This window comes from Campylobacter concisus, assembly GCF_002165775.1.
Lineage (GTDB): Bacteria > Campylobacterota > Campylobacteria > Campylobacterales > Campylobacteraceae > Campylobacter_A > Campylobacter_A concisus_E.
Map to the genome: position 1 here is coordinate 1 of NZ_NDYP01000001.1, position 22295 is coordinate 22295.

The following is a 22295-nucleotide window of genomic DNA, read 5'->3' on the forward strand; positions in this document are numbered from 1 at the left end:
GGAGGCCACATTAGTAACATCAACGCTAATGTAGGAAGCATAGATGCTTTATCTCTAGCAGCAGGTGGAGATAATAACTTTGGTGTAAGTGGAGGAAGTGCTGTTGGGGCTGGAATTGAAGCAACAGGACCTGCTTTACCAGCAGGAAGTATAAAAATTCCATTGTCGGCGTATCTAAACGAAAATATAAACGACGGATTCGTTTTTCATATGCGAAGTCTAGTACATGATATGCCTTATGCCGGATCTACTTTGAATGGATATAGTATAGTTAGATGGATAGACGGTAGGGATTATCTAGTTCCTAACGCTGGAGTAAATACATTTACCCTTCAAGATGGCTGGTTTAAAAGTAATGATGGCAAGTTAGCTATTGGTCAAGATGATGCTAAAGACTTGGTGCTAACAAGTAGTGCTAATTCGGCAAATCATACTGGAGATGTGGCCAAAATAGTAAATCCTTCAAGTGATCTTAGCGTATTTGGCGGAGATAATGGAAGTAAGATTACTTCAGACGGTACTAATATAGATACTAAAATTTATAGCAGCGTAAAGGGTGACGAGATCAATATAACTTCTGACGTAACAGGTACCGGTACTTATGAAATAGATCCGTTTACTCATGAATACATAGGCGGTCAATCTTATATAAGCACCGGTTCAAGTTCGGACAACTTAAATATAGCTCCTGGCGTCACTTTAACTAATACTATAATAAATATGGGTGCTGGAAGCGAAACCGTAAATTTAAAAGGAACCGCTACGGATAAGATTAATTTTAAAGGATCTATCTTGATGACCGGTGCCGATAACGATGTAATAAATATCGAAAACGCTTCGTTTGACGTAACCGATGAGAGAGTTAGTGTGATAGACGGCGGAAGCGGTAATGACATTATAAACGTAAATTCCGGAGCCGAGCTAAAAAAAGGTACCATGATCAAAAGCGGAAGCGGCAATGACACTATAAACGTAAATTCTGGAGCTAATATTCACGGTACCCGACATGAAGGGGCTCTTATACATATGGGTAAGTCTGCTAGTCCTTTAGATAAAGGAGAACAAGGTAATACTTCTGAGCTAAACGTGAAAAACGGAGCATTTATGTCTAATGCTAAAATAGAAGTGGTAGCCAAAGAAAATACGATAAATTTTGAAAAAGGAGCTACTACTACTGGTGTTAACATCATAGCGGAAGATGTTGGTACAAAAAGTACGATCAATATTAAGACCGATCTAAAAAAATCGGTGGAAGGTAGGAGATCTAGTATTAGCACCGGAGCCGGAGACGACATCGTAAATGTGAGTGATAAAGCTGAGCTAACCAGAGTCGAAATGAAATTAGGAGAAGGCCTAAATAAAGTAACTATAAACGATGCTACTATGAAAGGTGGTAGTATAGAAAACGGTAATGGCGGTAACGAAATAACATTAACCAATAATGCGGTATTTAGTGAAGCTTATATAAGCACTGGAGATGGTAAAGATATCATAAATATAAACAACGGTTCAAAATTCGGAGGACTAGGTTCTGGTATAAGTACTAATGCTGGTAAAGACGAGATAAATATAAATAACTCTACAGTAGAAGGCGTAGATGAATACGATACCGTAGAAGTAAATACTGGTGATGATGTCGATATGATAACTATCAAAGACTCTAATATAAAATATACCGATATTAATACCGGAAACGGTGATGATGTCATTCAAGTATTTGATGGATCATCTTTAAATTCTACAAAAATAGAAACCGGAGAAGGCAATGATATAGTTACGTTTGAGCATCATAGTGAGAATTATGATTCAGATCCGACTCAGCCTTATTCAAAGCCTATAGCTACTAAAACCGAGATAAATACGGGCAACGGCCGAGATACTGTACTACTAAGCGGTCTAGGCAATAGCGGTAACTATGCAAATAGAGTAGTATCAGATTTTGACGATGTAAAGATAAATATGGGTGACGGCGATCATAAGCACGTACAGATACACAAAGCTAAAGTCGAAAAGACTACGATAACTACCGGTAGCAAAGACGATTTGGTGCAAATACAAAGTGACTCTTTAATGGAAGGCGAAAATAGCATAAATACCGGTGCAGGAGAAGACGACCTAGAAATTAGGGATTCTAAACTTAATGGTACCGCTACCGCAAAAACAGTTATAAATACCGGTGCCGACAAAGATCACGTGGTGATTAACAATTCTACTTTAACGCATGCGGTAGTTGATGCGGATAAAGGCGACGATGACGTCGATATCGAAGAAGGAACAATATTTAACTATAGTACTATAAATACTTCAGAAGGTAAGGATACTATAACTATTAATCGCGACCCTAGCGATGCTCGCATAACCTTTCAGAGCTCTGCTTTAAATACTGGCGATGGTAACGATACGGTAGAAGTTACAAATACTACGTTCTTAAAACTTGCCGATGGTAACCTATCTGCTATAGATACTGGCAATGGCGACGACACAATCACTATAAAAGACGGCACTATATTCCAAGACTTCTCTTATATAGCTGCTGGAAATGGTGTAGATACTATAAATCTAGAAAGTGGAGCTAAATTTAATCAAGCTAATGTATATGCAGATGCCGGCGACGATATAATAAATGTTAACGGAGCAGAATTTAAAGGCGAAAATGCAGGCAATCATAATGCCGGCGTACACGGCGGAGCAGGAGACGATAGAATTTTCGTTAACTCTGGAAAATTTGATAATGCTAAAGTAGAGGGTGATGCTGGTAATGACACAATCCATATCAAATCTGGAGCTAGATTTGAAAATGCTTCTATATATGGTGATAGCATAGATGGTCTAACGACCGGTAACGATACTATCATAGTTGAAAAAGGCGCAACGCTAATTAATACGACTATCGACGGCGGAGCTGGCTTTGATACATTAAAAGTAGCTGATAATAGCATAGACTTTAGCCATGTTAAAAATATCGAAAAACTAGATATGACTAATGGAGAAAAGACAACCTTATCTCTTACAGCTAGCAATGTTCAAGATATATTACGTGATAGTAACGAGAATAAGCTAAAAATAGATGGTGATAGTAATGATGAGCTTACTCTTGGAAGTAGCTGGACTAAAGGTGCTAGTTCTGGTGGTTATACTACTTATACTAGTGGTACAACTACAATCGAAGTTCAAGATCAAATACACGTACTTTAATATCTATACTTTTAATCCCAAAGGAAATTCCTTTGGGATATTCTTTTATCTCACTAAAATTTATAATTGTTCTAGACTTAAAACCAAAATAAGATCAAGAAATAAATCTATCAAGCCAAAAGAGTTGCTAAGATAGTGCTGTTAGAGACAAGTTTTATAAAAATTCGGAGATAAATAAAAGCCAAGTGATTTAAAATTTAGCGAGCAAGAGCTTTTTAAAACCCACACTCGCTATAAAATTTTTATTTTCCCTCTGGGTCTAGACCATTTAGGATATAGTTAACTTCATCATCGCTTAGCTCGTAGTGTAAAAATTCTTATAAAATTTCTTCGTTTCGGCTGCTATATCTATATCTTTAAAAATTTCAGGATGTAATATCTTAGCTGCCCATAAAATTTGCAATGCCCCCTCGGCGCCGTATCTATCCCAGCTAAAAACGCCGGTAGGATTTACGTAAACTCTTTTATTTTTTTACAGCGTTAGTGTCTGCGTAGATAGGGTTTTCATATATTTTTTTCAAAATTTCTGGAGCTTTAGCTCTGCCTATGATGATCACATCAGGGTTCATATTTGGTATCTCTTCAGCATTGATTTCAAGCATATTTCCAGCTTTTTGAACCGCGTTTTGGCCGCCTGCGACACTTATCCACTCGTCTATGATCGTATTTGCGCCGTCAACCTTAAATAAATTCTTGCCATCTGCTATGTGAAGCACTTTTGGTCTATCTGACGCAGTGATCTTATCCGTTTTACTTAGCACTTTTTTAGGTTGCCGTCAAAATACTTATTAAATTTCTCCGCGATCTTCGGCGCGTCGCCTCCTATGGCTTCTGCCATTATAGATACGCTTCTTTTCATATCCGCATGATTCGTAAATGACGGATAAAGGACGTTAAAGCCATTTTTTGTTAGTTCCTCTTTGTTCTTTTTGTCTGCGGCTATGACTATATCAGGGCTTAGTTTGACCAGCTCTTCTACTTGCAGGCTCTTGCCGTTTACGCCATTTGGAATGCTTGAAATTCTAGGGTATATATGTGCGAACCATTTGTTGTTTTTTATGAGATCGGTTGTTGCGACTATTTTGTCAGCACCACCTAGCATCAAGACGATTTGGTTATTTGCATACCAAAGCGTAGCGATCTTTTCTACATTTACAGGGACTTTGACGATGTCGCCAGATATGTCTTTAATCTCTCTAAACTAAGCCGCATTAAGCAAAAGGCCTGTAAACAGCACCATTAAAGCCATGAAAATTTTTTCATTTTTTCTCCTTATGTTAAATATATATTTTTATATATAAGTGCTAATCCTATACGTTATCGCCTTAATAAACAATATCCTTACAATATAGATTTCTAATTTAGAGCTTTAAAATTTATGAGTGAATGTGAATTTGTATCTATTATTGATAGATTAAATTTATAGCAAAGACTCCCCTTCTTGCACTTGGCAAAAAGGGAAGAAAAGAGAGATTATTTCTCAAAAGCTTTTTGCAAGCTAAATGGAAACGCCTGATAGCCCATAGCATTTGTCATCTTTATCTCGATGCTAGGCTCTTTTGCGCCCCACTCAAACTCATCGATGTGTGGGCTAGGAAGTCCTACTGGGCGACCTTTTGCGATGTCAAACTGCATGCCAGCAACGGCTGAATAGACCATCACGCTATCAAGGTCATCTTGATACTGCGTAAGGCTAGTAACCGAGCTATACCACTCTTTGCCACGCTCTTTGCCGTACTCCCAAATTTGCTCAACAGTCTTTTTCTTTTCATCTATTTTATAAACGACCGCGCGAGAGTACTTCATGCCAGCGATGGCTGGTTGCTCCATGCCCCTTGTGTCGCCGTTGTCAAAGACACTTAGGTAAATTTCGCCTTTTTTAGACTTGCTATCTATCCTAAATGCTGTGTGTTGCGTCCATTGCCAGTCAAAGCCACCTTTGTCGCTCTCGTATCCTGGGCATTTTGAGTATTCATCTTCGCAGACTATTTTGTTGCCTTTGCTATCAACTGGCTGGAGGAGTTTATCTTTAAATTTATCGCTCCAACCCTTGTGAGCACCCATGATCCATTTTACTTGTTTATCGCGGCCGATCTTGATGACTGCGTCTTGGTGGCGGCTTGAGATGATGATGCTATCGTCACTTGGGTCATAATCCACGCTATTTACGTGAGCCCAGTTACGTCCAGGACCTGCTCCAACTATATCGCCCCATTTATCGTGTGTATCCATAGACTGAAGCTCATCAGAGCTTGCTGTGTGGCCTGCTTTTTTAGCATCTATGTTTAAGCAAACTGCGCCTTGATCAAGCGTTTTTAGCACGATATCGCGGTAAGGATCAAGAATTTCATAAAGCCTAAAGTCATCAACTACGTTGCCATCTCTGTCAAGCTCAACGATCACGTCGCGCACTGTTCTTACGTTTTTGCCATCAGCCCTTTTGTAGTCGGCATTTGCCACTCGCAAGAAGTAGTGTCCGTTTTGTGCTACGTCCATTGAGTGAGAGAAGTCGTTGTAGCTAGCTGGTAGCTCGCGGTTAAAAATTTCTCTACCCATGATGTCGTATTTTGCGTATCTTTGGCCATATCCCCAAGTCATCGCACCATCGTCATTTTGCTTAAAGCCCATCATAACGCCAGCGTGAAATGGCTGTTTTAGGTCGTAAATTTTGCTTGGTTCAAGATACCATCTTACCTCGCCTTTTGTATCAAGGATGAAGTTATTTGGGCTATAGTTCCACTCGATCGCACCGCCAGCTGGGTTGTTCCAAACGACTTTTGTACCCTTGCCGGTTTTATTTACAAAGTTATTTACATAATAAAGCCTGTTTGCAAATTTAGCAGTCGCAGGCTTGGTAACCTCGATCTTGTCAAATAGCGCACCCTTTTGATTTGGCGTGCCAGCACTTTCTAGGTAGATGGCTGGAGCGTAAATTTTATAGCTCTCTTTTATATGCTCAGTCTTGCCCTTGTAGCTCTTGTCGTATTCGACCTCAACGGTGTTTTGATAGTCAGGATACATACCAAAAACTGGGATGCCACCATGTGTGCGAAGATGTTTGTCGGCCACTTTATAGCTTATTACTTGACCGCCTTGTTTTGGCACGATGGTTACTTTGGCGTTGCTTAGTGTGTAGCCACCATTTTTGATAACTGCGGTAAGTGGGGCAGTGTCGTAAGGATTTACTACTACTTCGCCGATTTGCCCAGTTATAGCGTAGTCTAGTTTAGCCCCGCTTGGGCCGCCTATTGCAAAAGCGCTTGAGCAAAGCACAGAAGCTAGCGCAACACAACTCAAAGTCTTTTTCATAACATCTCCTTTGGATAAATTTTATAAACTCTACTCATAAAGCTTATAAAATTTAGAAAAAGCCTTGGAACGCCCAAGGCTTAAAATAGGTAAAAGGAGTAATAAAAAATATTGCGTCTTTCGTAATTATAATAAAACCTTATAACATAAAAATCACGATAAACTTTATAATGGCTTAAAATCTAAATTTATATTAAAAATTTTTGTCTTTTTGGATCTTAAGCTAGCATTTACGCTTTAGCACTTATAATCAGCCCCAAAACAATGGAGCAAAACTTATGACACTAACTTACAATGCAAAGAAAATTTATGAAATTTGGTTTGAATCAAAAAGTGAGCTTGAAGAGAGCAATGCTAGCTTTTTAGAGGATTATTTAAATTTTTTAGGCGATATTAGTGAAGTGATAAATATTGATGAAAAAACAAGACTTTCGGTTATCATCGCCTCTCTTTGCGTGAGTAAAGGCGCAAAAAGCTCATTTAAAAGCTTCGTTAGGGCTGCTTTAAATGTAGGCATATCAGCAAAAGAGATAAGAGAAATTTTATATCAAGCAGTGCCTTATGCTGGGCTTGGCAAGGTAGAAGATTGTATATTTTTAGCTGATGAAATTTTTAATGAGCGCTATATAGAGCTCGAAAATATGCCTAAAAAATCAAGAGAGGGCAGAGGTGAGCGAGGCCTTGAGATACAAAGAAAACTTTTCCCAGCGGTTGATAAATTTATCGCATCAATGCCAAATGATCAAAAACATATAATGGAGTTTTTATCGCAAAACTGCTTTGGCGATTTTTATGCAAGAGATGGGCTTAGTTTAGAGCTTAGGGAGCTTTTGACATTTGTCTATATCACGACTCTTGGCTTTGCAAAGCCACAGCTTTTAGGACACATTGCCGCAAATTTTGGTATCGGTAACGATAGAGCTAAGCTAATAAGCGTTGTTACAACTCTTATACCATTTATAGGCTATCCAAGTGCTTTAAACGCATTATCAGCAATAAATGAGATAAGTTCTAGTAAAAATTAAATTTTTAATCAATGCGATATCTTGAAAATTTCAGCCAAAATTTATTCTAGCGTTAAATTTGCGGTTGAGCTTGGTTGTAGAATAACTCAAAATAAATCATCTAAAGGAGATTATCATGAGTTTTCTATCTAAATTTAGTAAGGCTATCTTTGCCGTTGCAGTTGCTGGAGCGATCAGTGCTAGTGCATTTAGCGAGGGTGAGGACTATGTCAAGCTTGAAAAGCCACTAAGCGCGGGACAAAATACGCTAGTTAAAATTTTTAGCTACGCTTGCCCATTTTGCTACAAGTACGACAAGAGCGTCACTCCAAAGGTAGTTGAGAAAATTCCTGGACTAAAATACGAACCATTTCACCTAAAGACAAAGGGCGATTATGGCGAGGTTGCGAGCAAGGTTTTTGCCGTGCTTATCGTTATGGACGAGGCAAAGGGAGTGAGCTTGTTTGATGAAAATTCGCTATTTAAAAAGGCTAAATTTGCCTACTATAAGGCTTATCACGACAAAAAAGAGCGCTGGAGCGATGGCAAAGACGCTGAGGGTTTTTTAAAGACTGGACTTGAGGCTGCTGGCGTTAGTAAGGCTGATTATGAAAAAGAGCTAGCTAATCCAAAAGTGACTGAGCTACTTAAAAAGTGGGATGAGAGCTATGACGTGGCTAAAATTCAAGGCGTGCCAGCATTTGTCGTAAATGGCAAATATCTCATCATGACAAAATCAATTAGCTCGCTTGACGGCATGGCAGCACTCATCGAAGAGCTTCTTAAAAAATAAGGCGTCACATGAGCTTTTTTAAAAAAATGGCTAAATTTCAAGACTCACGCATCTCTTGGGCGATCTTAGTCTTTGTAAGCGTTGCACTTGTCGTTATTGCGCACTCGCTCTTTCAAAACTACGCTTATATGCCTCCTTGCGAGCAGTGCGTCTATATACGTTTTGCATTTTTATGTATGGCGCTTGGCGGCGTGATCGCTATGATAAATCCTAAAAATTTACTATTTGCTCTAATTGGCTATGTCTTCGCCTTTTGGGGAGCGGTACAGGGCATAATGTATAGCGTAAAGCTAGCTAAAATCCACGATGCGGTGCATGGTGATGATCCTTTTGGCGTGCAGGGCTGCTCTACTGAGCCACACTATCCATTTGGTTTGCCGCTTGAAAAGTGGGCTCCTGACTGGTTTATGCCAACGGGAGACTGCGGATATGACAGCCCTATGGTGCCTGATGGCGTGGTGCTAAGTGATTTGCAAAAGAGCATAGTTGATCTTTATGCGGACGGCTGGTATCTTGTGCCTTCATCTAAATTTATGTCGATGGCTGATTGCACGCTGCTTGGATTTGGCATTTGTTTTATAGTGCTTGCACTTATGCTTGTTTCAAAGCTTTTATCCTTTTTAAAATGAATTTAGTTAGCCCAAATTTGGGCTAACTTAGGATATACTGCACGCATGGGTATTAATTTAAAATCACAAAATATTAAAATCTACGCCATCATCTTGCTTGCTAGCCTTTTTGTGATATTTCTTGGGCTAAATATTTATAGCAATGCAAAAGAGAAAATCATAGAACTATCTGATAAAAATAACATAGCAGTTAGCAAAAATATCGTAAATAACTTTCAAATTTGGCTTGATGAACGTATAAATTCACTCATTCGTGCGTCAAAATTTATACAAAATGCAGACATTGTAGATGACGATGAAAAGACAGCTGGCTTTATAAAGCTCTTTAAGCAAAACGCAAAAGAATTTGATCTAATGCAGCTTTTAAGGGATGATGGAGAAATTTTTGTAGATGGAGAGAAAATTTTAGAAGAAGTTATGCCAAAGAGCGAAAGAGCAGGGCTTATCTGGTATGTCGAGACAAAAAATACAAATGCCCCAAGCGTAAATTTCATGCAAAAACATAAAATTTTAAAAGGCTCAACTCTAAATTTATGCGTTCCAGTCACAAAACAAGCGAAATTTAAAGCAGCGCTTTGTGGCGTCGTGCGTATAGAAAATATCTTTAACAGCATTAAAAATTTTAGCCTTGCGCCAAATTCTTACTCATTTTTAGTGACTCATAGCGGTGAAATTTTAACATCGATACCTGATCTTGCTTTAAAAAAAGAGATCGAGGAGAAATTTAAAGAGTTGTTTTTAAAAGACGAAGACATTACAAGCTTAAAAATAGGACAAAATTTAATCCAAGTAGCTGAGATACCAACGATAAATTGGTTTATAGGAGCTGGCACAAATAACGAAGAAGAAATTTCAGCTTTAACAAAAGAAGCTTTAAAAAATGCTCTAAGCTTGCTCTTTGCCTTCGTTGCGCTCACATTTTTAGCAAATATTCTTCATAATTTTATGTATAACAAGATAAAAAAGATACAAGATGAGTATGAGACATTGCTGACTCATAGAGCCAAAATGAGTAAGGCTGGCGAGCTAATAAGTGGTATCAATCATCAATTCATTCAGCCAGTAAATTCGCTAAAACTAATGCTAAGCTCGTGCATAATGTTAAAAAAAGAAGGCAAATTAAGCGACGAGGAGCTAATAAATTTGCTTGAAAAAGGACAAAGCTCGGTCAAACTTCTTTCAAGTACTATTGAAATTTTTAGAAATTTTTACAAAAGCGCTGAAAATGTGAGCGAATTTGAGGTGCAAACAAGCGTTAAAAATCTAATAACTCTCATGCACACAGAGCTAAGCCGTGCAAATGTTAGTGTAAAATTTAGCGGCTTTAACGAACAAAAAGTTCGTCAGATAGAAAATATAATCCAACAAATTTTACTAATCCTAATACACAACGCAAAAGACTCACTTGTCGAAAGCTACAAAGATGAGCCACTAAAACGTATCATCGAGATAAAATTTAGAAGCTTTGAAGATAAATGCTACATCGGAGTTTATGACAATGGAAATGGCGTAAACGAGCAAATGAGCGAGAAAATTTTTACTTGGCTAAATACTACCAAAAAGCAAGGAAATGGCATAGGACTTTATTTTGCTAAAAAGCTAGCACAAGAAAAGTTAAATGGTGACGTAAGACTCGTAAATAACGCAAAGCCAACGGTGTTTGAGTTAAGTTTTGATATAAATTTAAAGGACTAAAATGCAAGAAGTCTTAGAAATTTTAAAAAAGACGTCCGTCTTGGTAGTTGAAGATGACGATATGGCAAGAGAGCTTATTATTAGCGGGCTTAAACCTTATTGCGAGCAGGTAATCGGTGCTTGCAATGGGCAAGATGGTGTGGAGAAATTTAAAAAGCAAGGCTTTGATATTGTGATGAGCGATATTCATATGCCAGTGCTTAATGGCTTTGAAATGATGAATGAGATGAAGCGCACAAAACCGCACCAAAAATTTATCGTCTTTACCTCTTATGATAGCGATGAAAATTTGATAAAAAGCATGGAGGAAGGGGCGATGCTTTTTTTAAAAAAGCCTATTGATATGAAGGATCTTAGATCAATGCTTATTAGTTTAAGTTTTGAACGAGATGAAAAGCTAGTTTATTTAAGCGATGAGGTGAGTATAAATTTAAAAAGAGAGAAAATTTATAAAAACGGCATTGAAATTTATCTTAGCTTCTTGCAAAATAAGATATTTTGGCTCTTTGCTTATAATCTAAATAAGCTAGTTACTTATGAGATGATAGAAGAATTTGTCTATGAAAGCGATGTTAGCAAGGCAGCTATCCAAAATGTGATACTTCGTCTAAAGCGTGAGCTTGGTGTGAAATTTAAAAATATCAGTGAGAGTGGATATATTTTAATCACAAAATCTGAATGATTTGGAATTATCGCCACCTTGTACCATAGTACAATATACAAAAGTAATTAAATATACTAAAATACCGACAAATAAAAATAAGGAATAAAGATGGCAGCAGTAGCTGGTATAGTTAAAAGTGTTTCATCTGATGTTATAGCGATAGACCAAAATGATCATGTAAGAGTTTTAGACGTAAATGATAAAGTATATATCGGAGAGGCTATAAAGGGCGAGAGCGAAAGCTCAAGCATTACAATCACTGCAAATGATGGACAAGATATATCAATAAACGGATACGATACTCTTTGGCTAGATAGTAGCGTGGTAAGCGATGATATTGGTGAGTCTAGTATAGATACTGACGCATTGTTTAAAGCACTTCTTGGCAATGATTATATATCGATTTTAGATCATATAAATGAAAAAGTAGATGATATCCTTAGCGCAACCAATTTAGAGCAAGAAGAGCTAAATGATGAGGCTAGCGTAAATATTAGTTTTAATGAAATAGATCCAAATTTAGCAAATGAGCATGGATTAAGAGAAGATGATCTTTTAGCTAAAATAAACGAACATAAAGAGAGTGATAAGCAGGTAGATCCTAGCTTTGAGCATACAAATCTTAATGCAACTACGATATATATAGATATCGATAACGACTTAAATAAACTTTCATAAATTTGAGCTCTTTGCTCAAATTTCTTCTGTTTTAAAAAACTCAAATTTATATAATATCCTCTATAATAAGCCAAAAATTTCAAAGGAAAACGATGAAAAAAATTCTAATCATCGCAGGCTCTTGTAATAGCGGCACAGCTGGGCTTCAAGCAGATATAAAAACATGTGCTAGGCTTAATTGTTATAGTGCAACAGCAGTAACTTCTTTGGTCGCTGAGACTACGGATGCTGTAAAGAGTGTAGTTTGCTTAGGACCTAGCTTTGTCAAAGATCAGCTAAATACGCTTGCGGAAGAATTTAGCTTTGATGCGATTAAGATAGGCATGCTATTTAGTGAAGAGATCATGGAAGTAGTGCGTGAGTTTTTACTAACTCAAAATACCAAAGTAGTAGTGCTTGATCCAGTTTGCGTCTCAAAAAGTGGACACAAGCTTATAAAAGATAGTGCGGTGACAAAGCTAAAAGAGCTAATGAGTTTAGCTACGGTAACTACTCCAAATTTAGATGAGGCAAATTTGCTTTTTGGTGATAATTATAAAGATCTGCCTTGTGACGTCATCGTAAAAAAACATATCAGTGAAGATAGCAGTATAGACACACTTTATAAAAAAGATGGCTCACTAAGAAATTTTAAAACCCCACTTGTTAATCCGCTTGTAATGAGTGGAACTGGTTGTAGCTTCTCAACTGCACTTGCTTGCTTTTTAGCAAAGGGCAAGAGCTTAGAGGAGTCTATACAACTTTCAAAAGAGTATGTTTGCTCTATCATAAAAGAGAGCATAGATACAAAACTTGGTAAAAATCGCCTACTTTGGCATGGAGCGAAGTAAAATTTACCCCTCTGATCTTTGCACGGCAGCTGAGTGAGTGATGATGTCGTGCAGATTTAGTTTATCTTTTCTAAAGAAACAAAGGCAAAGTCCAAGTATGCTAAAGCCAGCAAAGGCAAAGCAAATTTGGCGCAAGATGGTGTGAAAAAAGCTTAGTTTTCTACCGGTTTTTAGGTTTATTAGATAAATTTCTTGTGCTTTGTAGCCTGGAGTTTGTGCTTTTATGCTAAAAAAAAGGCACATTATAAGTGAGATCAAGCTATTTGCACTAAAAATAGCAATTTGGTTATGCAAAAACGCCTCTTTGCCATCAAGCACAAGATATGTTATCGCATAAAATATCGGCATACCGATGATAAAAAGATCGATAACGAAGGCCTTTGCTCTAGCCCAAATAGGTGCGATTTTTGCCTTTTGCTTTGCCAACTCAATTTCCTGTATTTATGTAGATACGGCTAAATTTCTCCCAGTCATATAGATAGACTAGGTTGTCACTCTCGCCGCTATCATGCGTGACGCAGAGCATAGTAGAGGCGCGTGAGATCTTGCACCAGTGATTATAGAGATCAAGTTTTTTGATATCGCTTTCTAGTACACCAGAACAGCCTATATACTCATAAATGCTAAGATCAAAAAAGCTCTTATTTTCGGTTTTTAGTAAGCGTTTTTTGCTATTTTCTTGCATTAAACTAGCTCTACGCCTTTGCCATTTACTACTTCACCGATCACGTAGCCATCGCTGCTAGCTAGGACAGCGTCAACGTTTTCTTTTGACACAACTAATATCATGCCAACGCCCATGTTAAAGGTTCTCATCATCTCGCTATCTTCTACTTTTTGAGCGATGATTTTAAAAATTTCAGGCGTTTTTATAGCGCTTTTTTGCACCTTTGCGCCAAGTCCAGCAGGGAAGACGCGAGGCAAGTTTTCAACTATGCCACCACCGGTGATGTGAGCCATTGCCGTAATCTTATCCTTTAATCTTAAAAAGTCGCTCACGTAAATTCTAGTTGGCTCAAGAAGTACGTCGATGAGCTTTTTATCGCCTACTTTTTCATCAAATTTTAGTCCAAGCTCGCTAACTACTTTTCTTGCAAGAGAGAAGCCATTTGAGTGCAGGCCACTACTAGGAAGTGCGACTAAAACGTCACCAGCTTTTACAAATTTGCTTCTGTCGATCTCATCAGCCTCAGCGATACCAACGGCAAATCCAGCAAGATCGAAGTCGCCTTTTTCATACATCGACGGCATCTCCGCTGTCTCGCCGCCGATAAGTGCGCATTGCGCCTTTTTGCAGCCATTTGCGATGCTTTTTACAACCTCTTTGGCACTCTCTATCTCAAGCTTTGCCGTTGCGTAGTAATCGAGAAAAAAGAGTGGTGTGGCGAAGTTACAGATGAGGTCGTTTACGCACATTGCGACTAGATCCTCGCCCACGCTGTCAAATTTCTTAGCGTCGATAGCTAGGCGAAGCTTTGTGCCGACACCGTCAGTCGCGCCTAGAATGGCTGGATTTTTATACCCGCTTGGTAGTCTGACCGCTCCTGAAAATGACCCAATGCCACCTATAACGTTTGGTGTTTGTGTAGATTTTACGAAAGGCTTTATCGCCTCAACAAAGCTATTTCCAGCATCTATATCCACTCCAGCATCTTTATAGCTTATCATCTTTACCCTTTTTTGTAATTTTTTAAAACTTTAGCCAAAAGTTGCTAAAATTGTCATCAATTTTCAAAAATGGAGCGAGTTTGCAGAAATTTCCAAACGCTTATGTCGTCACAGGCTCGATCGCTAGCGGTAAAAGCACGGCTATAAATTTGCTAAAAAAACGAGGCTTTAGTGTGATTGATGCGGACGTGATCGCTCATGAACAGCTTGAAATTTGTAAATGTGAGATAGTAGAATTTTTTGGCGAGCAAATTTTAGACGAAGTTGGCAAGATCGATCGTCAAAAACTTGGTGCCATTGTTTTTAATGATCCAAAAAAATTAAAAATTTTAGAGCAAATTTTGCATCCAAAGATAAAGGAAGAAATTTTATCTCGTGCTACGAATCTTGAGTGCTTGGGGCAGGTTTATTTTGTCGATATTCCTTTGTTTTTTGAAAAAGAGGATCGATACGCTGAGTTTAAAAATATAGCTGTGATCTATGCGCCAAAAGAGCTTTTGCTAAGCCGCTTAATGAGCCGAAATGGTCTAAGTTTAGAGGACGCAAAAGCAAGAGTGGAGCTTCAGATGGATATCGAGCAAAAGCGAAAAAGGGCAAATTTTATCATAGATAATAGTGATGATAAAAAAAATTTAGAGCAAGAACTAGAGAAATTTCTAAGGCAAATTTGCGGCTAGTTTTATATAAATTTGGCAAAAATAAGTAGAGTAATGTTAAAGGAAAAATAATGCAAGTTTCAAAGTACAACGCTAGTGGCAACGATTTTGTAATATTTCATACATTTTTGAGTAAAGATAGAAGTGAACTAGCAAGGCAAATTTGCAGCAGAACGAACGGTGTGGGAGCTGATGGGCTCATCGTGCTTTTGCCTTACGAAAAGGGCGTGAAATGGGAGTTTTACAACAGCGACGGAAGCTACGCTGCGATGTGTGGCAACGGCTCGCGCGCGGCTGCTAGATATGCCTATCTAAATGGTCTTGTTAGTTCAAACGAATTTGTCTTGCTAACTGGTAGTGGCGAGGTTATGGCAAGTGTGAAAAACGAGTGTGTCGAGGTTGTGCTAACAAGTCCAAAGATTTTAAGCGAGCCGCTAAATGAAAACGGCAAAACTTGGTATTTTTATGATACTGGCGTGCCTCACCTTGTAAATTTTACACAAAATTTAGAGGAATTTGACGTCAAAGAGTGCAGGGCGCTTCGTCAAAAATACAATGCAAATGTAAATTTGGCCAAATTTGAGGGTGGAGCTTTAAAGGTGAGAACCTACGAAAGGGGCGTAGAGGACGAGACGCTAGCTTGTGGCACTGGTATGGCGGCTTGCTTTTACGGCGCTACTTTAAATTTAAACGCAGCGCAATGCATAAAAGTCTATCCAAAAAGCGGCGAGGAGCTTGGACTTAGGCTAGAAAACGGCAAAATCTTATTTAGTGGAGCGGTGAAACACTGTTTTAATACGAGTATTGAAATTTAGCTTTTAGAACGAGTTTTAGGGCCTACTCTTAGCTAGTTATGGTAAGCAAATTTTTCAAATTTACATCACTAAATTTGTACTCGGCTGATGAAGTAAAATTTTATATGTGGTTTTAATTTGAAATTTGAATACAAAATAACTAAGTTAAAATCTCGAAAAATAAATTTTAATAAAAATTTGATAGGAATTTAAAAAAAAGAAAATCTCCGCCGAAGCGGAGAAAAGGTGTTATTTCAAAGCATCTTTTGCTTGTTTTGCAAGTGCCGCAAATGCCTTCGCGTCATTCATAGCTAGATCAGCTAAAATTTTTCTATCAAGTTCGATCTTAGCTTTGTTTAAGCCGTTGATAAATCTTGAATAGCTAATGTCGTTTAGTCTGCAAGCTGCATTGATACGAACGATCCATAAACGTCTGAAATCACGTTTTTTCTGGCGTCTGTCGCGGTATGCGTAAACTAAACTTCTCTCTAGTTGCTCTTTAGCTTTTCTAAAGTGTTTATGTCTAGCACTAAAAAAGCCACGTGCTAGCTTTAAAACTTTCTTATGGCGTCTTCTTCTAACTACGCCTGTTTTTACTCTTGCCATATTTATCCTTTTACAAATTGGCGCTCACGAAGTGAGTCTTGCCCCTAAATTTGGGGGAGTTTGAATGACTTTTTGTCAAAAACTTAAATCTACAGCTGCTTATACGCCGAGCATTTTGCGAACGGCTGGGACATTTGTGCTGTCCACGTATTGTGGGCCACGCAAATCTCTCATACGCTTACTAGGTTTTTTTGTTAAGATATGGCTTCTAAAAGCAGAGCCTCTTTTTATCTTATTTTTACCTACTTTAAAGCGCTTAGCAGCACCGCGAACGGTTTTCATCTTTGGCATGCTAATCCTTTTTGAAATTTTATACGCAATTGCGTAAGTTTTGGATTATAGCGAAAATACCTTTAGAAAATTTAAATTTCACTTAGACAAAATTTGCAATAAATTTACATTAAACTTAAAAGAATTTTAAAATTTATAATTAAATTATTAAAAATTGCATATAATCACATGAAGAAATTTTATTTCACTAAAGGAGTAAAGAATGAAAGGCAAAATTCTTGCATCAATTGTTGCTATGAGTGCGATTTTAGGCACAAGTAGCTTGGCATGCACTACCATTTTAGTAGGAGATAAAGCTTCAAACGACGGCTCCATGCTGGTTGCTAGGAGTGCGGATAGTAAGGCTGTAAAGGCACAAGTCTTTTTGATCCATCCGGCCACAAAAAATCAAACTGGCATGCACAGTTCAAAGGCACATGATGGCGCAAATGACTTTACATATCCGCTTCCAAAAGATGGTATGAGATACACAACCATCGCGAACTCTCACACAAAACTTCACGGAGCGGTCGGCTACAATGAAGCTGGCGTTGGACTAAGTGGCACCGAGACCATTTACGCAAAAGACGAGCTTTTAAAGATCGACCCATATAACGAAGAGAGTGGCATCACAGAAGATGACATCCCAGACGTGCTTTTGCCACGTATGAAGAGTGCAAAAGAGGGTGTTAAGCTCCTTGGCGAGATAGTGGAGACTAAGGGCGCTGGAGAGGGCTTTGGCGTGGTATTTATCGACGCAAACGAGCTTTGGTATTTTGAGACTGGTACAGGCCACAAATGGATCGCTACAAAGATCGCTCCAGATGAGTATTTCGTTACTGCAAACCAAGGCAGACTTCAAAACTATAAAGAGAATGATCCAAATTTCATGGGAGCAAAAGATGTCATTAAATTTGCGATCGATAACAAGACTTATGACCCTGCAAAAGACGGAGAATTTAACTTTACAAAAGCCTATACAAGGGACGATGAGAGGGATATGACCTACAACTACCCACGTGTTTGCTGGGTGCAAAGCATGTTTAACCCAAGCCTAAAACAAGACTTCGCCGATGGTCAGAAATTTCCAGTATTTTTAAAACCAGAGAAAAAACTAAGTGTTGAAGACCTAAAAGCTGCGATGAGAGCTCACTACGACGGCACTGCGTTTGATAACTATGCTAGCAAAGACGAAGATAAGAAAAATGTCTACCGCGCTATAAGCGTCTTTAGAACGTATGAGTCTCACGTCATGCAGGTACGCCCGTGGCTACCAAAAGATATCGGCCGTGTGACCTACGTCGCTCTTGGCATGGCTGATCTTAGCGTTTATTTGCCGTATTACGAGGGGCTTGATGGCTTTATAAAAGGCTACTCAGACGGCTCATACGACGCTGATGATACTTCGATATACTGGGTTTATAGAAAGCTTCAAACCCTTGTGATGACTGACTATGAGAAGTATTCGCCAGTGGTTAAAGAGGCCTACGCTAAATTTGAAAAAGAGTTGGCGGTAAAACAGGCTAAATTTGAAGATGAATACGTCAAACTTTACAAAAAAGATAAGAAAAAAGCAGACAAACTCTTAAATGATTTTAGTAAAAAGACAATGCAAGAGGCCAAGGATTTAACTCAGGAGCTTACAAACAAAGTCTTTACTATGCTTACAGCTGATATGGATGCTAAGCTAAAATCCCTAAATAAAGGCAAAAAAGACTAAAAACTCTGGGCGTGAAATTTAGTAGCGCCCAAGCTTTAAACAAAAATTTGGCAAAGAGCGTTTATAATGCGACAAAAATTCACTACAAAGGAAAAACGCTGATGCCTTGTCCCATGCATAAAGCTCGTTAATCTCGGCAAAAAACATATCAGCGATTTTCAAAAAACACGCAAATTTTTAAACAATTTTACATTTTTTCATATTGATATAAATCCATTTTTGCTAGCAGGTCCACTGTATTGTAACTGCATTTTTAAAAATAAAACTAAGCAGTGTTTGAAATTTGGCAAGGATCTTTTTGGTAGGATTTTTTATAAATTTTACTTTAGTTTAAGAAGAAGTGGGTGTCATCCACCGCAGGTGATGTGACCTAAACTTGTGCGCAGCGCAACAACATTGAACGTGCTGGGGGGTTTGGGTCACAGGGATAAGGGGGCGGTTTTGTAATTCTAGACCCCTTGTACCTGCATAAAAATATTCAAGGTTGCTGTGCAGGGCACAGATTTAATTTAAAAAAATAGAAATTTAAAAAGGATAAAAATGATAAAAAGTTATGTTTTAGGTTTTCCAAGAATTGGAGAGAAAAGAGAGTTAAAGCGTGTATTAGAGGGCTTTTGGGCTGGCAAAGAGGGCTTTAGTGAAGAGAATTTGCAAGAGACTGCAAAGACACTTCGCCAAAGACACTGGAAATATCAACAAGACGCTGGAATTTCGGCAATTAGTGTCAATGATTTTTCATTTTATGACTTAATGCTTGATAACATCATCGCTTTTGGTGCTACACCTCCAAGATTTGCAAATTTAAGCGGCTTGGAGCAATATTTTGCTTGCTCAAGAGGCAACAAAAGTGGCGTTGCGATGGAGATGACAAAGTGGTTTAACACAAACTACCACTACATCGTGCCAGAGCTTAGCAGCGAGAGCAAATTTAGCCTAAAAGCAGACAAAATTTTAAATGAGTACAAAGAGGCAAAGGCTAACGGAGTAAAAGGCAAGGTAAATTTGATCGGCCCTATCACATTTTTGGCCCTTTCAAAGACGACTGACGGCAGCTGCCCATTTAAGCATCTTGACGCACTTGTAGGCGAGTACAAAAAGCTACTTGAGCAAATTTCTAAGCTTGATGATGAAATTTTAGTGCAGTTTGACGAGCCGATCTTTGTAACTGACAAAAACGAAAGCGACCTTTTGCCACTTATCACAAAGGTTTATAACGAGCTAACAGGCGTTGCAAATAACATCAAGATCGTATTTGCGACATATTTTGAGCATGCGATCAAGGCAGTTAGCGAAGTGGCTAAAACTAAAATTTATGGCATCGCACTTGACTTCATCCACGGCAAGAGAAATTTTGAGGCACTTGAGACTATCAAAAAGAGCCATTTGACACTATTTGCAGGCGTGATCGACGGTAGAAATATCTGGAAAAGTAACATCGATGAAAAAGTAAAACTTGTAGGTGAAATTTCAGAAAAAATAGGCGGCAAAGACTTTTATATCGGCACTTCATGCTCGCTTCTTCACGTGCCATACACTCTAAAATATGAAGAGAATTTAAACCCTGAGATCAAAAGCTGGCTAAGCTTTGCGGTCGAGAAGCTTGATGAGATCAAGATCATCACAAAACTGGCAAACGGCGAGAAGCTAAATGAGGCTGAAACTAAAATTTACGAAGAGAACAAAAATGCCGTTAAAACCCGTGCTACTTCAAAGCTCATCCACTCTGAAAGCGTTCAAAAACGCATCAAAAATTTAAGCAAATTTGAGCGTGATGAGAAATTTGAAGATCGCATCAAAATTCAACGCGAAACACTAAAATACGGCATCTTGCCAACAACAACGATAGGTAGCTTCCCTCAAACGGTTGATCTTCGTGTACTTCGCCAAAATTTCAAAAAAGGCGAGATCGACGCAGCTGCTTATGAAGCAGGCATCAAAAAATACATCGATCACTGCGTGAAATTCCAAGAAGATATCGGCCTAGACGTGCTAGTACACGGCGAGCCGGAGAGAAACGACATGGTCGAGTACTTTGGCGAGCAGATTAGCGGATATGCATTTAGTCAAAATGGCTGGGTGCAAAGCTACGGTAGCCGCTGCGTCAAGCCACCACTTCTCTTTGGTGACGTGAGCCGCCCAGAGCCGATGACTGTTAAGTGGATGAAATACGCTCAAAGCATCACAAAACACGTAATGAAGGGCATGCTAACAGGTCCTGTGACTATGCTAAACTGGAGCTTTGTGCGTGATGATCTGCCAAGAAGTGAGGTAGCAAAGCAACTTGCACTTTGTATCTATGACGAGATCGCAGACCTTCAAAATGCAGGCATCAGAGTGATCCAAGTCGATGAAGCGGCGTTTAAAGAAGGCTATCCGCTAAGAGCTGAAAACATCCCAGCTTATGAGAAATTTGCGGTTGATTGCTTCAAGCTTTCAGTAAGCTCAGCCGAGGCAAAAACTCAGATCCACACACATATGTGCTACTCTGAATTCAACGATATTATTAAGACTATTGAAGCTATGGACGCTGATGTTATTAGTATCGAGACTGCAAGAAGTGGTAACGAGCTACTTAAAATTTTTAAAGCCGTTGGCTACAAACAAGAGGTCGGACCTGGCGTTTACGACATCCACAGCCCACGTGTACCAAGTATCGAGGAGATCGTCGCTCAGATCAAAGCTCTGCTTGAAGTCTTGCCAAAAGAGCAGCTCTGGATCAACCCAGATTGTGGCCTAAAAACAAGAAAATGGGAAGAGGTCGAGCCAAGTCTTAAAAACATGGTCGAAGCTGTCAAGATCGTAAGAGCTCTATAATCCAAATTTAGCGTCTAGCAAGCCTGGGCGCTAAACTCCGTTTAAATTTCAAAAAAGTTAGAAAATGTTAAAAGATAAGATCATAAACAATGAAAGTGGCATAGTGCTTTATGGCTTAACGCCTCCAAAGGCTGAATTTGACGAGGCAAAGCTTAAAGAGATTGCTGCTAAATGGGATAAGAGGATCACAGATGTGCAGGCTGATGGTTTGGTGCTTTATGAGATCCAAGATGAAAGTAGCCGTATAAAAAGCGAGCGAACTTTTGAATTTAGCGATACATTAAGCCCTGAAATTTACTACTCAAAGTATCTAAATTTAAAGACACCAAGCATCTTTTATAGAGTCGCGAACAAATATAATGAGAGCAAATTTAGAGCAAATTTAGCCAAAAGTAGCAGCGATATAAATGTCTTTGTCGGTGTTGCTTCTGGCAAAGTAGAGCCTAAAATGAGCTTAGAGCGTGCTTATGAGATCGCTAGAGACGAGTTTAAAGAGATTGTAGTGGGCGGTGTTTGTATAGCTGAGAGGCACGCAAAAAAGGGCGATGAAGAGCAAAGGATGAGCCAAAAGGCCAAAATGGGGGCGAAATTTTTCATCTCGCAGGCGGTTTTTGACATAAATTTGGCTAAAAATTTACTAACAAGCGTGGCAAAAAGTGGGTTAAATTTGCCTATTATTTTGACATTTACTACTTGCGGCACGCCAAAAACGCTAGAGTTTATCAAGTGGCTTGGTATAAGTGTTGATGAAAAGAGCGAAAAAAGGATGCTTGAAAGTGATGATTTTTTAGCCACGGCATCGCAAATTTGCCTTGAAAATTTCGCAGAGCTTTATGAATTTGCCAAAAAGATTGGTATAAACGTCGGCGTCAATGTTGAAAGTGTAATGGCAAAAAGAGCCGAAATAGAAGCGAGCTTGGAGCTAACACATAAGATGAGAGAGGTGTTTTGATAGTTTAAAAGCTATCAA

At 38.7% G+C, this 22295-nt stretch carries 21 protein-coding genes; 13 read left to right on the forward strand and 8 right to left on the reverse strand.

Translation table 11 applies throughout. The features are described from left to right. On the forward strand, nucleotides 1-3195 hold a 3195-nt coding region (locus B9N66_RS09630; RefSeq protein ID WP_087579369.1), incomplete at its 5' end, for a hypothetical protein. 464 nt (nucleotides 3196-3659) lie between these two features. On the opposite strand, the gene B9N66_RS10025 is transcribed toward B9N66_RS09630, so the two are convergent. From B9N66_RS10025 to B9N66_RS00015, 3 genes are all read right to left on the reverse strand, one after another. Then, nucleotides 3660-3956, reverse strand: a complete 297-nt coding sequence (locus tag B9N66_RS10025; RefSeq protein WP_307772179.1) for an ABC transporter substrate-binding protein — start codon at nucleotides 3954-3956, stop codon at nucleotides 3660-3662. Beyond that, nucleotides 3950-4297 carry a hypothetical protein gene (locus tag B9N66_RS10030; RefSeq protein ID WP_307772180.1) on the reverse strand — a complete coding sequence of 116 codons (348 nt, stop codon included), beginning with the start codon at nucleotides 4295-4297 and terminating at the stop codon, nucleotides 3950-3952. The genes B9N66_RS10025 and B9N66_RS10030 overlap by 7 nt, the downstream gene beginning before the upstream one ends. Before the next feature lie 371 nt (nucleotides 4298-4668). Further along, on the reverse strand, nucleotides 4669-6504 hold the full coding sequence (locus tag B9N66_RS00015; RefSeq protein ID WP_087579370.1) for an aryl-sulfate sulfotransferase: 1836 nt from the start codon (nucleotides 6502-6504) through the stop codon (nucleotides 4669-4671). Between the two features lie 278 nt (nucleotides 6505-6782). Between B9N66_RS00015 and B9N66_RS00020 the strand changes: the two genes are divergently transcribed. From B9N66_RS00020 to B9N66_RS00050, 7 genes are all read left to right on the forward strand, one after another. After that, nucleotides 6783-7529 carry a carboxymuconolactone decarboxylase family protein gene (locus B9N66_RS00020; protein WP_087579371.1) on the forward strand — a complete coding sequence of 249 codons (747 nt, stop codon included), beginning with the start codon at nucleotides 6783-6785 and terminating at the stop codon, nucleotides 7527-7529. 115 nt (nucleotides 7530-7644) lie between these two features. Beyond that, a complete protein-coding gene (locus B9N66_RS00025) occupies nucleotides 7645-8301 on the forward strand; it encodes a thiol:disulfide interchange protein DsbA/DsbL (protein ID WP_087579372.1) in 657 nt (218 codons plus the stop codon). Between the two features lie 8 nt (nucleotides 8302-8309). Beyond that, a complete protein-coding gene (dsbI, locus tag B9N66_RS00030) occupies nucleotides 8310-8930 on the forward strand; it encodes a protein-disulfide oxidoreductase DsbI (protein WP_087579373.1) in 621 nt (206 codons plus the stop codon). A 45-nt stretch (nucleotides 8931-8975) separates the two neighbouring features. Continuing rightward, nucleotides 8976-10625: a sensor histidine kinase gene (locus tag B9N66_RS00035; RefSeq protein ID WP_087579374.1), complete on the forward strand. Its 1650-nt coding sequence runs from the start codon at nucleotides 8976-8978 to the stop codon at nucleotides 10623-10625. A 1-nt stretch (nucleotide 10626) separates the two neighbouring features. Then, nucleotides 10627-11307: a response regulator transcription factor gene (locus tag B9N66_RS00040; RefSeq protein WP_084109786.1), complete on the forward strand. Its 681-nt coding sequence runs from the start codon at nucleotides 10627-10629 to the stop codon at nucleotides 11305-11307. Nucleotides 11308-11397: 90 nt separating this feature from the next. Beyond that, entirely contained in the window at nucleotides 11398-11967 is a 570-nt protein-coding gene (locus tag B9N66_RS00045) for a hypothetical protein (RefSeq protein WP_087579375.1), read from the forward strand. A 92-nt stretch (nucleotides 11968-12059) separates the two neighbouring features. Further along, entirely contained in the window at nucleotides 12060-12797 is a 738-nt protein-coding gene (locus B9N66_RS00050; RefSeq protein WP_087579376.1) for a hydroxymethylpyrimidine/phosphomethylpyrimidine kinase, read from the forward strand. Nucleotides 12798-12800: 3 nt separating this feature from the next. On the opposite strand, the gene B9N66_RS00055 is transcribed toward B9N66_RS00050, so the two are convergent. From B9N66_RS00055 to purM, 3 genes are read right to left on the reverse strand one after another with little or no spacing between them, the layout of a single operon-like run. Further along, nucleotides 12801-13223: an RDD family protein gene (locus B9N66_RS00055; RefSeq protein ID WP_084109783.1), complete on the reverse strand. Its 423-nt coding sequence runs from the start codon at nucleotides 13221-13223 to the stop codon at nucleotides 12801-12803. 1 nt (nucleotide 13224) lies between these two features. Beyond that, nucleotides 13225-13482 (reverse strand): hypothetical protein, encoded by a 258-nt coding sequence (locus B9N66_RS00060; protein ID WP_084109782.1) that lies wholly within the window; start codon nucleotides 13480-13482, stop codon nucleotides 13225-13227. Next, a complete protein-coding gene (purM, locus tag B9N66_RS00065) occupies nucleotides 13482-14465 on the reverse strand; it encodes a phosphoribosylformylglycinamidine cyclo-ligase (RefSeq protein WP_084109781.1) in 984 nt (327 codons plus the stop codon). Before purM ends, B9N66_RS00060 begins: the two co-directional genes overlap by 1 nt. Nucleotides 14466-14545: 80 nt before the next feature. Between purM and coaE the strand changes: the two genes are divergently transcribed. Beyond that, nucleotides 14546-15142, forward strand: a complete 597-nt coding sequence (gene coaE, locus B9N66_RS00070) for a dephospho-CoA kinase (protein ID WP_084109780.1) — start codon at nucleotides 14546-14548, stop codon at nucleotides 15140-15142. Between the two features lie 50 nt (nucleotides 15143-15192). After that, complete coding sequence (gene dapF, locus B9N66_RS00075) at nucleotides 15193-15936, forward strand: diaminopimelate epimerase (protein ID WP_087579377.1); 744 nt, start codon at nucleotides 15193-15195, stop codon at nucleotides 15934-15936. 228 nt (nucleotides 15937-16164) lie between these two features. Here dapF and rplT read toward each other — a convergent pair whose 3' ends face one another. Together rplT and rpmI are read right to left on the reverse strand one after the other, a co-directional pair. Continuing rightward, nucleotides 16165-16521 (reverse strand): 50S ribosomal protein L20, encoded by a 357-nt coding sequence (gene rplT, locus B9N66_RS00080; protein WP_004317321.1) that lies wholly within the window; start codon nucleotides 16519-16521, stop codon nucleotides 16165-16167. A gap of 99 nt (nucleotides 16522-16620) precedes the next feature. Then, nucleotides 16621-16812, reverse strand: coding sequence for a 50S ribosomal protein L35 (rpmI, locus tag B9N66_RS00085; RefSeq protein ID WP_012000969.1), 192 nt, complete (start codon nucleotides 16810-16812; stop codon nucleotides 16621-16623). Between the two features lie 202 nt (nucleotides 16813-17014). Here rpmI and B9N66_RS00090 point away from each other — a divergent pair, with 202 nt between their 5' ends. From B9N66_RS00090 to B9N66_RS00105, 3 genes are all read left to right on the forward strand, one after another. Then, entirely contained in the window at nucleotides 17015-18511 is a 1497-nt protein-coding gene (locus B9N66_RS00090) for a C69 family dipeptidase (protein ID WP_087579378.1), read from the forward strand. Nucleotides 18512-19051: 540 nt separating this feature from the next. Next, complete coding sequence (gene metE / locus B9N66_RS00100; protein ID WP_087579380.1) at nucleotides 19052-21325, forward strand: 5-methyltetrahydropteroyltriglutamate--homocysteine S-methyltransferase; 2274 nt, start codon at nucleotides 19052-19054, stop codon at nucleotides 21323-21325. 64 nt (nucleotides 21326-21389) lie between these two features. Then, entirely contained in the window at nucleotides 21390-22277 is an 888-nt protein-coding gene (locus tag B9N66_RS00105; RefSeq protein WP_087579381.1) for a DNA-binding protein, read from the forward strand. The last annotated feature ends 18 nt before the right edge of the window (nucleotides 22278-22295 follow it).

Coding starts and splice junctions, on each gene's coding strand:
- B9N66_RS10030 (WP_307772180.1), bottom strand. CDS start 4,297: ATGCTAGGTGGTGCTGACAAAATAGTCGCAACAACCGATCTCATAAAA.
- B9N66_RS00015 (WP_087579370.1), bottom strand. CDS start 6,504: ATGAAAAAGACTTTGAGTTGTGTTGCGCTAGCTTCTGTGCTTTGCTCA.
- B9N66_RS00020 (WP_087579371.1), top strand. CDS start 6,783: ATGACACTAACTTACAATGCAAAGAAAATTTATGAAATTTGGTTTGAA.
- B9N66_RS00025 (WP_087579372.1), top strand. CDS start 7,645: ATGAGTTTTCTATCTAAATTTAGTAAGGCTATCTTTGCCGTTGCAGTT.
- dsbI (WP_087579373.1), top strand. CDS start 8,310: ATGAGCTTTTTTAAAAAAATGGCTAAATTTCAAGACTCACGCATCTCT.
- B9N66_RS00035 (WP_087579374.1), top strand. CDS start 8,976: ATGGGTATTAATTTAAAATCACAAAATATTAAAATCTACGCCATCATC.
- B9N66_RS00040 (WP_084109786.1), top strand. CDS start 10,627: ATGCAAGAAGTCTTAGAAATTTTAAAAAAGACGTCCGTCTTGGTAGTT.
- B9N66_RS00045 (WP_087579375.1), top strand. CDS start 11,398: ATGGCAGCAGTAGCTGGTATAGTTAAAAGTGTTTCATCTGATGTTATA.
- B9N66_RS00050 (WP_087579376.1), top strand. CDS start 12,060: ATGAAAAAAATTCTAATCATCGCAGGCTCTTGTAATAGCGGCACAGCT.
- B9N66_RS00060 (WP_084109782.1), bottom strand. CDS start 13,482: ATGCAAGAAAATAGCAAAAAACGCTTACTAAAAACCGAAAATAAGAGC.
- purM (WP_084109781.1), bottom strand. CDS start 14,465: ATGATAAGCTATAAAGATGCTGGAGTGGATATAGATGCTGGAAATAGC.
- dapF (WP_087579377.1), top strand. CDS start 15,193: ATGCAAGTTTCAAAGTACAACGCTAGTGGCAACGATTTTGTAATATTT.
- rplT (WP_004317321.1), bottom strand. CDS start 16,521: ATGGCAAGAGTAAAAACAGGCGTAGTTAGAAGAAGACGCCATAAGAAA.
- rpmI (WP_012000969.1), bottom strand. CDS start 16,812: ATGCCAAAGATGAAAACCGTTCGCGGTGCTGCTAAGCGCTTTAAAGTA.
- B9N66_RS00090 (WP_087579378.1), top strand. CDS start 17,015: ATGAAAGGCAAAATTCTTGCATCAATTGTTGCTATGAGTGCGATTTTA.
- metE (WP_087579380.1), top strand. CDS start 19,052: ATGATAAAAAGTTATGTTTTAGGTTTTCCAAGAATTGGAGAGAAAAGA.
- B9N66_RS00105 (WP_087579381.1), top strand. CDS start 21,390: ATGTTAAAAGATAAGATCATAAACAATGAAAGTGGCATAGTGCTTTAT.